Raw genomic sequence first — 11,786 nt, 5'->3', positions numbered from 1 at the left:
CAAGCGTACCCGTCATAGCTTGAAAAAAAAGAGATCCGATTGCATTTGAACAAGCAACACAGCAGATTGAAAAATTACGAGAGCAAGCGGCACGTGGTGAAATTATATTAGGTTATGTTGATGAAACAGGGTTTTCATCTACACCTGATAACCGCTATGCGTGGACAAAGATAGGTGATGTTCATGCGGTTGATGCAATAAGATTAAAACGAGTTAATGTCATGGGGTGTTTGCTTTCAACGGGGAAACTGGTGACAAGTTGTTTACAAGAGTCAGTTACAAGCACTTGGTTTTATGCCTATTTAACTGGAATAGCTCAACAAGTAAAACAGACTTATAACCTTCCATTGGTTCTTATTGTTGATAATGCCTCGATTCATAGAAGTAAAAAGATGGCTGATTACAGAGAGCTACTTAAAAGTAACTTTTCGACGAATTTGTATTTTATTCCAGCTTATAGCCCTGAGTTAAATCGAATCGAGATGGTATGGAAGCAGATGAAATATTATTGGCGAGATTTTCAAGTCATGACAGCTGATAAAATAGAGCAATGGGTGGAGAGAGTATCAAACCAATTCGGAAAAGAATACATGTTTACTTTTTAATGACAGCTTAAACGGGATTATTCTACGGATCATGATGATTGGAGCATAAAAAAACTTAAACGATATGAAAATAGTGGTTCTTATGTGAATACATTGGATGGAGACAGTTCTGAAATTAATCAAAAAATTCTATTATTGATGACAGCATTTCATGTATCCACGCCTACTTTGTCTTATAAATACTGGTTAAATGGCGCACTGTATTGGCTTTATCAAAATAAAGATAAATCTGTGTCTGACTATTTTAATGCATTCCAACATTTAGCGAGAAAGTTTATTTTTCAGCGGTATCTAAATGAAAAACAGATTGATTATTTTGATTTGATTTATGGCAATCAGAAAATTGATGATTTTAAAATTGATCAATCCAAACTAAGCTTTGGAAATATTGAAAATAATTTTGTCTTTAACTATTTGGATTTCTTAATTTATTGTAATGCAGAAAAACGTAATTTAGATGATCGATATGATGTAATCAAAAAATTTAAATTTACGCAACGGAGTTCGGTTGAGCATTTTTATGCACAACAGATAGAGGGAGAGCGTGATGAATCAGATCATGAAAATTTACATCGCTTTGGGAACTTGTGTCTCATTAGTTCAAGTAAAAATTCAAGCATAGGGAATCGCTTGCCAAGTGCTAAACGTGATTATTTTATGCCTGAGATAAGGAAGGGTAAAATTGATACCCTTAAATTGTATTTGATGATTCAAACGCTTGAAGAAGAAAAAGTTTGGAAAAAAGAACAAATCCTAGATCACGAGAAAAAGATGCTTGATTTGTTTGAGTCAGATTACAAAGACTTTTGTGAAATGTGTGCTGGTGAATCTATTCAATAATTTGAATTGTGGATAAATCAAGACATATCTGCAATCAGTAAAATTCTATTCAAATCTGCTACAATTACGCCAATTTTGAATTCCCACTTTTTCAGTTTTAGTACATATTTAGAAATGTGTACATAACTGTGTACATATTGTAGATTTTTCTCATGTTTAAAGATCAATTAGCTAGAGAAGTAAAGGCTCGTAGAACCTTTGCTATTATTTCCCACCCCGATGCTGGTAAAACCACCATGACAGAAAAACTGCTGTTATGGGGACAAGCCATTCAAGTTGCAGGGATGGTAAAAAGCCGTAAGTCAGATCGTGGCGCAACATCTGACTGGATGGAAATGGAAAAAGAACGTGGTATTTCCATTACAACTTCGGTGATGCAATTCCCGTATAAAGACAAAATGATTAACCTGCTCGATACCCCAGGGCACGAAGATTTCTCTGAAGATACTTACCGCACTCTAACTGCGGTGGACTCTGCACTGATGGTGATTGATGGTGCGAAAGGTGTCGAAGACCGTACCATTAAATTAATGGATGTGTGTCGTATGCGTGACACACCCATCATTTCATTCGTCAACAAAATGGACCGCGAAATTCGTGAACCATTAGAGTTGTTGGATGAAATTGAAAATGTCCTCAAAATTAAGTGTGTGCCAATCACTTGGCCAATGGGTACAGGGCGTGATTTCGCAGGGGTGTTTAACCTCATCGAAGAAAAGTTTTATGTGTACAAATCAGGTTTTGGTTCAACCATTCCTGAAATTGAAGTACGTGATGGCTATAACCATGCAGATTTACGTGAAAAAGTAGGTGAATTGGCATGGGCGGCATTTGAAGAATCACTTGAGTTGGTACAAATGGCGAATGAGCCTTTAGACCGTGAAGAGTTTTTAGCGGGTCGTCAAACACCAGTGCTATTTGGTACTGCTTTGGGTAACTTCGGTGTAGATCATGTATTGAATGCATTCAGTGAATATGCGCCGCCGCCAAAAGCACATCCAACGCAAGACCGTATTGTAGAAGCCAATGAAGAAGGCTTTAGTGGTTTTGTTTTTAAAATTCAGGCCAATATGGATCCGAAGCACCGTGACCGTATTGCTTTCATGCGAATCTGTTCAGGCAAGTATGAGAAAGGCTTGAAAATGAAGCATGTGCGTATTGATAAAGATGTACGTATCAGCGATGCCTTAACCTTCTTGGCAGGTGATCGTCAGCACCTCGAAGAAGCGTGGCCGGGCGACATTATTGGTCTGCATAACCACGGGACGATTCAAATTGGCGATACCTTCACTTCGGGTGAAAAGTTGCAATTTACAGGGATTCCGCACTTCGCACCTGAAATGTTCCGTCGTGTACGTTTGAAAGATCCATTGAAGTCCAAACAGCTGCAAAAAGGCCTTAAAGAGCTTTCAGAAGAAGGTGCAACGCAAGTCTTTATGCCACAAAACAGCAATGATTTAATCGTAGGTGCTGTTGGTGTGCTACAGTTTGAAGTCGTCGCCTATCGCCTGAAAGAAGAATACAAAGTTGATTGTATTTACGAGCCTGTCAGCATCAACACGGTACGTTGGGTGTCTTGTGCTGATGAGAAAAAATTTAACGAGTTTAAGAAAAAAGCCCACGATCAGTTGTCTGTCGATGGTGGTGGTCACTTAACTTATCTCGCGCCAAGTCGTGTGAATTTACAGTTAATGCAAGAGCGTTACCCTGACATTGAGTTTAGAAATACACGCGAGCACTAAGCCTCAGGTTGATGATGCTTAATCTGGCAGATGCAATCAGCGTAGCGCAGATGAATGTTCGGCATGCCTAAAAGTTTCAAAATTAAAACAGCTTCTTTAGGAAGCTGTTTTATTATGGGGGCGGTAAAAGATTAAAGATTATTTTTGATAAATGAATTGGGGAAATCATGCAGCAAAAATCGGTTTATCTGGGTGCAATTTTGAGCGGGATTGTTTTGCTTAGCGCCTGTGACTCATCTAAACAAGATCAAAACTCAGATGAGCAAACGTCTATTTTTCAGAAAGATCAAGCAGATGTTTTGCCGTATTTGAATATCAAACAACAGGCGGCAGAAATTGCCTTACCTTTTTGTGAAAATAAAAACTGCATTGAATTAGAAGTACAAACTTTAAATACCCAAGATACATGGCTCAACAGTTGGATTGCAAAAAATCAGGCAATGGTGATTCAAGATCAAATTGGCTTAAAACAAAACATGAGTTTGCAGCAAGCCGTAGATGCCTATGTGAAAAAATCCGATGCTTGGCAGGCACAATTAGATCAAAATAAAGCTTATGAATTGGCGATGTACACCCGTATGGCATATCAACGCAATCAATATGTTTTGTTGCAAGTCGGGGTAGATAGCAAACAGGAAGGCACGCAAGTCAAAGAACGCTATTATTTCTTTGTGGCAGATCGGAAGCAGCAAAAAGCCTTGTCTGTTTTAGATGTGATTGATGCCAAACAACAAACCCGTATGAATACTTTTGTACAGCAGGCCTATCAGGATTGGCTCAAAACACAAAGCAGTGACGTGCAAAAAGCAGCACCTGCCAAATTATACTGGGGGCAGGCAGATTGGTTTTTTGATGATCAGGGCTTAGGATTGCATTATCGCACCCATGAAATTGTCAAAGATGGCACGCAGTTAGATATTTACCTAAGCAAAGCACAAACACAACAAGTTTTCAAAGCAGACATCTATCCATCTATGTTTTAGTAGGTGAGTACGGTGACAAGCAAAAATAGATGAAATCAAGGTTGGATCCATGTTGAAAAATAAAAGTATTTTGGCGATCAGTATTTTAATTACAACGCTAGGGATTACTGCATGTCAGCCAAAGAAAACCGAACCAGAAACAGTCGAGCCAGAGCAGACGCAGGCGGAACAACAAAGCTTAAAACTGGTCGGGGATACTGAAAAACTGAATTTGTCGTTGCCTAAATGTGAAGGGAAAAATTGCCCTGAAATCTCAATTGAGCGTTTGAATAGTAATCAGGCCTTTATCGACCATTTTATTGATCAGAAAATTATTCAAGAATTGGCACAAATTTTAGAAATTGCACCACAGCAGGCGGCTTCTGAAGCTGCAGCAATTGAGAAGACAGCCAGTGAAAATACAGCAGCCAGTGCTGCAGATGCACCTGCCAGTAACCCCACTGCAGCTGCCATTGCACAAGTGGAAACTTTGGCGCAAAAATTAGAAAAACAAACCGTGCCTTATGTGCAAAGCTTTTTGGCACTTGATCAGGAGCAGAAAGCTTTAAGCTCAAATCATAAAATCAGTTTGATGATTAAGCCTAAAATTTTGAATGCAGATCAACCATTGGCAACCGTGGTATTAAATAGCAGCAGTTATTTGGGCGGAGCGCATGGTGCATCGGCACAGCAATACTATAATTTTGATTTAGAGCAGAAAAAATTAGTGTTGTTAAATGACATTCTGTTAGAGAAGCAGCGTCCCCAATTGGAGCGTAAAGCCTACGAAGCGTTTAAACAATGGGTCATCGCATCTGAACTTTCCACTAATGTGCAAGAATATGAACAAGCGTGGAAATTTAAGCTGTCGGAAAATTACTATTTAGGTCAACAGGGTTTAATTCTGCAATACGCAGAATATGAAATAGGCCCTTATGTCGTTGGTTTACCGCGTTTAACCATTCCGTATGCAGAACTGCAGGGGATTTTAAAAGCTGCGTATTTGCCTGTAACAGAAGCAGCCTCTGAAGCAACCGCAAAATCTGCCGAAGCCAGTGCAGTAAACACAACCAAAGCGAAATCTTAATATGAGCATTGCGCTGTTTGATACGCATACCCATTTTGATGTACCTGATTTTGACTCAGATCGGGAGCAATTGGCGTATGCGGCCAAGGCAGCAGGCGTAGAACATTTGGTACTGATTGGCTTTGTACAATCACGTTTTCAAGATTTAATCTCTACACAACAGTTTTTAAACCAACTTGAGCATGTGCCACAAAGTCATCTTGCACCAGGCTTGCATCCTTTTTATATCGAACAACATCAAGACCAACATTTACAAGATTTAGAACATTTTTTGCAACAACAGCATTGTGTCGCGGTGGGTGAAATTGGCTTAGACACTTTTTTGGTTGAACATAAACAGCCTGAAGCGTTTCAAAAGCAGCAAGATTTTTTTGCCGCGCAATTGGAAATCGCACGCCATCGACAAAAACCTGTACTGCTACATATTCGTAAGGCCCATGCCGAAACCTTAAAAATACTCAAACAACAACAATTTCAGTTTGGTGGCATTGCACATGCTTTTAGCGGTGGGGTAGAAGAAGCCAAAGCACTGATCAAATTGGGCTTTAAAATTGGTGTGACAGGGCAGATTACCAATCCCAATGCAAAAAAACTGCGCCGTGTTGTGCAGGAAATTGGTGCTGAACATTTGGTTTTGGAAACCGACTGCCCCGATATGACGCCTTTATGTTGTCAGACAGATACTCAATCACGAACCCGAAATACCCCTGCGAACCTGATTTATGTGCTTGAAGGTTTAGCGGATTGTTTAGATATTGCACCGCAAACTTTAGCCGCACAGATTTGGCAGAATAGCATTCAAATATTAGACTTGCCTAAACTTTAGATGAAACAACACGAAGTCTGCGAAACGCAGTAAAATGCCCACACTTTGAAATTAGATTTGATTGCAGCATGACAGACCTTCTTCAAGATGATGAATATGAACGCCGTTTTGCGGGTGTGGCCAAGATTTATGGCGACAGTGCTTTTCAGCATTATGCCCAAAGTCATGTCATGGTGATTGGAATTGGCGGTGTCGGCTCTTGGGCAGTTGAGGCGTTGGCACGTACAGGTATCGGTGAACTAACATTGGTGGATATGGATGTGGTCGCTGCATCTAATATTAACCGTCAATTGCCTGCCATGAGCTCAACTTTGGGGCATGAAAAAATTAATGTCATGGCAGAGCGTTGCCGTTCTATTAATCCACGTATCAAAATTAATTTGGTTGATGATTACCTCAGTCCAGACAACGTCAAAGCCTTATTGGCGACTGCACCTGATTTAATTTTAGATTGTATTGATGACGTAAAAGCTAAACTAGCGTTGATGCTGCATTGTCGTTTTAACAAGATTCCACTGATTGTTTCGGGTGGTGCAGGTGGCAAACTTGATCCGTTGAAAATTCGAGTGGCAGATTTATCTAAAACCGAACAAGACCCAATGTTGGCCAAATTGCGCGCCCAATTACGCAGCAAAGGTATTTGTAAAAAGCCAAAAGAAAAGTTTGGGATTACCTGTGTGTATTCCATCGACAATCCATTTTCTAGTGCCGATGTATGCCCAAGCGCAGGCTTGCGCTGTGGCGGCTATGGTTCGGCGGTGGTGGTCACGTCCAGTTTTGCGATGGTAGCTGTGGCAGAAGTGTTGAAAAAGTTAGATGCCTTACAGGCTAAAAATACATAAATCAAAGCCATGCGAGGCATGGCTTATAAAAAAGTTCTTTGATTTTGCACATCGCCAATGACTTTATTCAGTAGGTCGTTGTAGCTGCTGCTCTTTTAAATAGTCTTCCGTACGCTGCATTGCTGCTTGAATATTGACCAATGCTTGCTCTACATCTGCAAATGTTTTGGCATTGCCGCCACTTAGTGCCTGACGCCATTTACGTGCACCTGGCAGGTTTTGGAATAAACCTAAAATATGGCGGGTAATGACAGAAAGTGGTGCACCTTGTTGTAGACGTTGTTCAATATACGGCAACATGCGCTGCATAATTTCAAAACGGTCAGGTAATTCTAGCCCCCATAATTGCCCAAGCTCTGCCAGTAAATAAGGGTTGTGATAGGCTTCACGACCAATCATCACCCCATCGACATGCTTGAGGTGTTGTTGGGTTTCGGCAAACGTTTTAATTCCACCATTAATTTCAATTAACAATTCGGGGCGGTCTTGTTTTAGGCGATACACATCCTCATAACGCAGAGGCGGAACTTCGCGGTTTTCTTTAGGCGATAAACCTTGTAATAAGGCAATTCGGGCATGCACGATAAAGTTATTGCAACCTGTTTGAGCCACAGTATCCACAAAATGCAGCATCTCTGCATAAGAGTGCATGTCATCAATCCCGATGCGATGTTTTACGGTCACAGGAATATCAACCGATTGACGCATGGCGGCAATACACTCTGCAACCAAGTCTGGTTCTGCCATTAAACACGCACCAATTTTATTGTTTTGTACTCGATCACTTGGGCAGCCAACATTCAGGTTGATTTCATCATAACCCCAGTCTTGTGCCATTTTACTGCAGGTCGCAAGGTCTTTCGGATTTGAACCGCCCAACTGCAAGACAATAGGATGTTCTTCTTTGCTGTAATCTAAATGGCGCTTGGCATCACCAAATAAAATTGCGCCAGTGGTTACCATTTCAGTATACAGAATGATATTGGGGTTAAATAAACGTGCAAAAAAACGGTAATCGCGGGTAGTCCAATCCATCATCGGGGCTACGCTGATTCTCGGAGATTGAGTGTTTTCAATGTTTTTGTTAATAGTCATTAAAAATCATACCTTTAATCTATATTCTGCAACCTGCGAGAATTTGTTTGAACCTGTGTTTAGGTGGGTGAATCCGTTTGCATTTACACCAAATTTTACACCATAATAGAAAAAATAGCTTTTGGTGTAAATTATGGGTTCAATTACAGCAAGGAAAGGTGCAGATGGTAAAGTTAACTATCGTGCTGCGATTCGAATCACTCGAAAGGGCTTTCCTGCTTTTTCTGAAAGTAAAACATTTCACTCAAAGAAATTAGCTGAAAACTGGATTAAGAAAAGAGAAGTCGAAATTCAAGAAAATCCTGATATTTTGCTTGGCAAAGAAAAGTTGATTGATCTGACCTTATCAGATGCCATAGATAAATATTTGGATGAAGTCGGGAGCGAGTACGGAAGGACGAAACGCTATTCTCTGCTCTTAATTAAGAAGCTACCAATTGCGCGCAATATTATCACAAAAATAAAATCAGTACATTTGGCCGAGCATGTGGCTTTAAGGAAGGGTGGAATTCCGTACCTCGATCTTGAACCTATTGCGACTAGTACACTGCAACATGAGCTTTTACATATCAGAGGTGTTCTTTCTCATGCTGCTGTTATGTGGGAAATGGATATTGATTTAAATAGCTTTGATAAGGCTACTGCTCAGTTAAGAAAAACACGTCAAATATCCTCCAGTCAAAAAAGAGACCGACTGCCTTCGAGAGATGAATTGATTGCATTGACGAAGTATTTTGCAGAACGATGGAAGCTAAATCGTTATGGCTCTAAATACCCAATGCATTTGATTATGTGGTTTGCAATTTTCTCATGCAGACGTGAAGCTGAATTAACACGATTGTATCTTCGAGATTATGACCCACATCATTCAACGTGGAAAGTGCATGATTTAAAGAATCCTAATGGTTCTAAAGGTAATCATAAGTCATTTGATGTACTTGATCCTTGTAAGGTGCTGATCAAAAGACTGAAACATTCAGAAGTTCGAGAACGGATGCTAAAGCTTGGACATAATGAAAATTTGTTATTGCCTTTGAATCCCAAAAGTTTGGGTAAAGAGTTTAGAGAAGCTTGTAAAATTTTGGGGATTGAAGATTTACGATTTCATGACTTGAGACATGAAGGCTGTACTCGATTAGCTGAACAGAGTTTTACTATTCCTGAAATTCAGAAAGTAAGTTTGCACGATTCTTGGGGGAGTTTACAGCGTTATGTATCAGTGAAAGCGAGAAGAAATATATTACAGTTGGAGGAGGTGCTACGCCTCATCGATGAAACGTAGCAAAATCTTTGGATGCCTCTGAATATTGCTTATCCAAGACAGCAGCAAGATCCTTAATGTGTACCAAAAATGGAGCACGTTTACTTTTATCTATTTTGAATACTGAGAAAGGGAATTGTTGATTATTCGCTTTTCTCAGTGCTTCGGCTTTGCTGAGGTGGGGATAATAGTCAGAAACTACTGTCATTAGTTCAACGGTCATAGAACGATACTTTATAAAAAGTAGTTCGGTAGTATTAATTTGAAAGCAATTCATGAAGTGGGTATTCCATACATAAAACTTTTTTAATTTGAATGGGTCACCTTTGAAGTAAGGCTGACCATCCCTATGTCTTAATCTTATTTTTTTGATGTAGGTCTTTATGTAATACTAATAATTAGAAATAATATTTTACTAGAGTTGTGGTATAACATATTGAAAACTATTATTTAGATTCATAAATGAAAAATTGCACACTTCTTGATTTTGAGCAATTGCAGGATGAAATTCTGAATTGCTTTTTGGATCATGCTGGACGTTTTTTAAGAGAACATAAAATAATAAGTGATCCTGACCCAAAGACTGAGTTTGAAGCGTCAGAACGCGAATTTTTGGTTGAACTTATGGTAGAGCATAGCCAAATGCAGTTCTTTGGTGAAACGTATTCGGTACAGGACTTGCTGAATTTGCTTGGTCAAATTAATACGGTAATAGAGGGGATTCGTGATTATAGACAGCAGCAGATTAATGAGAAATATTCTGAAATATTAAATAAATATATTGAGTTGATTGTTGATGAAGGCGGTAGAGTCTACACCTATAACCCGAGTTTGAAGCGTAGAATCAATGGAATTTTGAATATAAGAAAACGATATGCGCCGCTGTTGCATAAAAAGCTTGAAATATTCTATTCAGAATTAACTGGTTATGCTCAAAAAAATGGCAGATTTAAAAATGCTTCGCAGGCAGTACAACTGATTTTACCCACGCTGCAAATCAAGTTTAGAGAGTTTGATTTGCAATGGGTTCAAAGCAGATTAGAGACAAATAAACAGAAAATTTTAGATTTAACAGAAGCCAGAAAAAATAACGAAAATAAAGACACCTGTGAAGATGATGATTTTGGTGTGTCATTTAAAATTCAGGATAGAACCTATCTAAACCAGATCAGGGAATTACAGAATGAAAATAAAAAATGGGAACAGTTTCTACAGCATCCAGAGCGGTATTTTCCACAGCAAAAGCAACTCCCATTTAATACAGCATATTGCGATGAAGTGCTGGTCAATCACTTAAGGCGTCGTCCTGATTTATTGAAAGAGATTATCCAAGTTCAATTATGAATATCATTGAGGTGATGAGGGGGGCTCGTTCTTAGGCAGCAAGTGGATGAGGTGTGCTATTGCTGCTTGCTCCTAGAAATGAGTAACTGTTAGCTCAGGTTTGAGCTGGTACAACTTCATCGTCATTTTGTACGGTACTGCCATATTGATGATGCTGATCAAATCCTAAAGCATAATTGGTATTTGGTTGATTTTTGATTGTTAAAAATTGCTTTTGTTTTGCGCATTCATTTCTCAATTGAGTTTCAATTTCGCTAAGTGCTTCGGGTGCAAGAGTTTGGTTAATGCTTTGTTGATCTGCTTCGTTAATCTCGCCTAAAAAAGCTTTAATTTTCTCTAATTCAATGGTTTGATTTATAGCCAATTGAATTAGGTATTCCTCAAATTCTTTTGCAGATTTGCTCATGTTTTCGTGGATGATATTTTTTTGGTGCACGAGTTCTTTTTCGAGTTCTGTAATTTTTTCATCCTTAAATTTCAATTCTTGCTTTAAATTATAATCATGATTTAAATTTTGCTCTTTTTTGAGTCTTGATATTATTTTATCTTTTTCACTTAATTTAAAATTATGTGCATCAATTAAAAATTCTAAGCAGTTATCTAGACTTTTAAATTTACAATTTTTTTTAATTTTCTCAAGTTGTTTTAATATATTTTCGTCCATTGTTATTTGTTTGGTGATACGGTTGGCTTTCTTTTTCTCAGAGTGGTATTTAAATAAAAGGAATTTCTTTTTTAAAATTGAAAAATGTTCATCATTAGTTTTAATAATAAAATTTGTTGTCTCACATATGAGGGGGTTTGTAAATCTTTCGTTTGTGTGGGATGTCCTAGCCGGGTTTTGTAGAGAATCTGATATTAAATTCTCATGTGATCTAGGTTGGGGGTGATTTGTAGATATGTAAACAATCTTTTGGCTAGGTTCATCAAGCTCAGTTAATAGACTTTCCTTCATGTAGCTCTCTTGATCCAAGAAATCTTTTTTTAAGTCCGTGTCAGTCGATAACCATTTATCTAAGGTTAAATGTGGTCGTGCCATTTTACAATTCATAAATATTTACTTAACATTTATATATCAGTAATTAAATATTAAGTAAATATTAATTATGCATTAACTGTTAAAAAAACAAATTTCAATTATCATTTCATGCCTATCATTATTGCTGTAAAATACATATACCC

At 38.4% G+C, this 11,786-nt stretch carries 11 protein-coding genes and 1 pseudogene; 9 read left to right on the top strand and 3 right to left on the bottom strand.

What is annotated here, in order from left to right:
• Window positions 1–38: 38 nt before the first annotated feature.
• From HX743_RS13835 to HX743_RS13805, 7 genes and pseudogenes are all read left to right on the top strand, one after another.
• A complete protein-coding gene (locus HX743_RS13835) occupies window positions 39–605 on the top strand; it encodes an IS630 family transposase (RefSeq protein WP_121533679.1) in 567 nt (188 codons plus the stop codon).
• A gap of 6 nt (window positions 606–611) precedes the next feature.
• Window positions 612–1,445: pseudogene (locus tag HX743_RS13830) on the top strand (DUF1524 domain-containing protein); the annotation flags it as partial.
• A 152-nt stretch (window positions 1,446–1,597) separates the two neighbouring features.
• The gene (locus tag HX743_RS13825) at window positions 1,598–3,187 is read left to right on the top strand and encodes a peptide chain release factor 3 (RefSeq protein ID WP_167846306.1); all 1,590 of its coding nucleotides are present in this window, start codon (window positions 1,598–1,600) and stop codon (window positions 3,185–3,187) included.
• A 167-nt stretch (window positions 3,188–3,354) separates the two neighbouring features.
• Window positions 3,355–4,170: a hypothetical protein gene (locus HX743_RS13820; RefSeq protein ID WP_178319497.1), complete on the top strand. Its 816-nt coding sequence runs from the start codon at window positions 3,355–3,357 to the stop codon at window positions 4,168–4,170.
• 49 nt (window positions 4,171–4,219) lie between these two features.
• Window positions 4,220–5,236, top strand: coding sequence for an RsiV family protein (locus tag HX743_RS13815; RefSeq protein WP_178319496.1), 1,017 nt, complete (start codon window positions 4,220–4,222; stop codon window positions 5,234–5,236).
• A 1-nt stretch (window position 5,237) separates the two neighbouring features.
• Window positions 5,238–6,062, top strand: coding sequence for a TatD family hydrolase (locus tag HX743_RS13810; protein ID WP_004974890.1), 825 nt, complete (start codon window positions 5,238–5,240; stop codon window positions 6,060–6,062).
• A gap of 68 nt (window positions 6,063–6,130) precedes the next feature.
• Window positions 6,131–6,904, top strand: coding sequence for a ThiF family adenylyltransferase (locus tag HX743_RS13805; RefSeq protein ID WP_096901398.1), 774 nt, complete (start codon window positions 6,131–6,133; stop codon window positions 6,902–6,904).
• A 63-nt stretch (window positions 6,905–6,967) separates the two neighbouring features.
• Here HX743_RS13805 and dusA read toward each other — a convergent pair whose 3' ends face one another.
• The gene (gene dusA / locus HX743_RS13800; RefSeq protein WP_218618962.1) at window positions 6,968–7,999 is read right to left on the bottom strand and encodes a tRNA dihydrouridine(20/20a) synthase DusA; all 1,032 of its coding nucleotides are present in this window, start codon (window positions 7,997–7,999) and stop codon (window positions 6,968–6,970) included.
• Between the two features lie 133 nt (window positions 8,000–8,132).
• On the opposite strand from dusA, the gene xerC reads away from it, so the two are divergent.
• On the top strand, window positions 8,133–9,281 hold the full coding sequence (gene xerC / locus HX743_RS13795) for a tyrosine recombinase XerC (protein WP_004692382.1): 1,149 nt from the start codon (window positions 8,133–8,135) through the stop codon (window positions 9,279–9,281).
• Here xerC and HX743_RS13790 read toward each other — a convergent pair.
• The gene (locus HX743_RS13790; protein WP_004644614.1) at window positions 9,265–9,537 is read right to left on the bottom strand and encodes a pyocin activator PrtN family protein; all 273 of its coding nucleotides are present in this window, start codon (window positions 9,535–9,537) and stop codon (window positions 9,265–9,267) included. The two genes, xerC and HX743_RS13790, sit on opposite strands and share 17 nt — an antisense overlap.
• A gap of 185 nt (window positions 9,538–9,722) precedes the next feature.
• On the opposite strand from HX743_RS13790, the gene HX743_RS13785 reads away from it, so the two are divergent.
• Window positions 9,723–10,604 (top strand): hypothetical protein, encoded by an 882-nt coding sequence (locus HX743_RS13785; RefSeq protein WP_178319495.1) that lies wholly within the window; start codon window positions 9,723–9,725, stop codon window positions 10,602–10,604.
• Window positions 10,605–10,698: 94 nt separating this feature from the next.
• Here HX743_RS13785 and HX743_RS13780 read toward each other — a convergent pair whose 3' ends face one another.
• Window positions 10,699–11,643 (bottom strand): hypothetical protein, encoded by a 945-nt coding sequence (locus HX743_RS13780; protein ID WP_005403685.1) that lies wholly within the window; start codon window positions 11,641–11,643, stop codon window positions 10,699–10,701.
• Window positions 11,644–11,786 lie beyond the last annotated feature (143 nt).

The sequence above is a fragment of the Acinetobacter sp. Swhac1 genome (genome assembly GCF_013390985.1).
In the GTDB taxonomy this organism is placed as follows: domain Bacteria; phylum Pseudomonadota; class Gammaproteobacteria; order Pseudomonadales; family Moraxellaceae; genus Acinetobacter; species Acinetobacter towneri.
Note: the sequence above shows the minus strand (reverse complement) of the source record. Positions and strands in the feature narration are given on the sequence as shown.

Coding starts and splice junctions, on each gene's coding strand:
- HX743_RS13785 (WP_178319495.1), top strand. CDS start 9,723: ATGAAAAATTGCACACTTCTTGATTTTGAGCAATTGCAGGATGAAATT.
- xerC (WP_004692382.1), top strand. CDS start 8,133: ATGGGTTCAATTACAGCAAGGAAAGGTGCAGATGGTAAAGTTAACTAT.
- HX743_RS13780 (WP_005403685.1), bottom strand. CDS start 11,643: ATGGCACGACCACATTTAACCTTAGATAAATGGTTATCGACTGACACG.
- HX743_RS13790 (WP_004644614.1), bottom strand. CDS start 9,537: ATGAATTGCTTTCAAATTAATACTACCGAACTACTTTTTATAAAGTAT.
- HX743_RS13820 (WP_178319497.1), top strand. CDS start 3,355: ATGCAGCAAAAATCGGTTTATCTGGGTGCAATTTTGAGCGGGATTGTT.
- HX743_RS13815 (WP_178319496.1), top strand. CDS start 4,220: ATGTTGAAAAATAAAAGTATTTTGGCGATCAGTATTTTAATTACAACG.
- HX743_RS13805 (WP_096901398.1), top strand. CDS start 6,131: ATGACAGACCTTCTTCAAGATGATGAATATGAACGCCGTTTTGCGGGT.
- HX743_RS13825 (WP_167846306.1), top strand. CDS start 1,598: ATGTTTAAAGATCAATTAGCTAGAGAAGTAAAGGCTCGTAGAACCTTT.
- dusA (WP_218618962.1), bottom strand. CDS start 7,999: ATGACTATTAACAAAAACATTGAAAACACTCAATCTCCGAGAATCAGC.
- HX743_RS13810 (WP_004974890.1), top strand. CDS start 5,238: ATGAGCATTGCGCTGTTTGATACGCATACCCATTTTGATGTACCTGAT.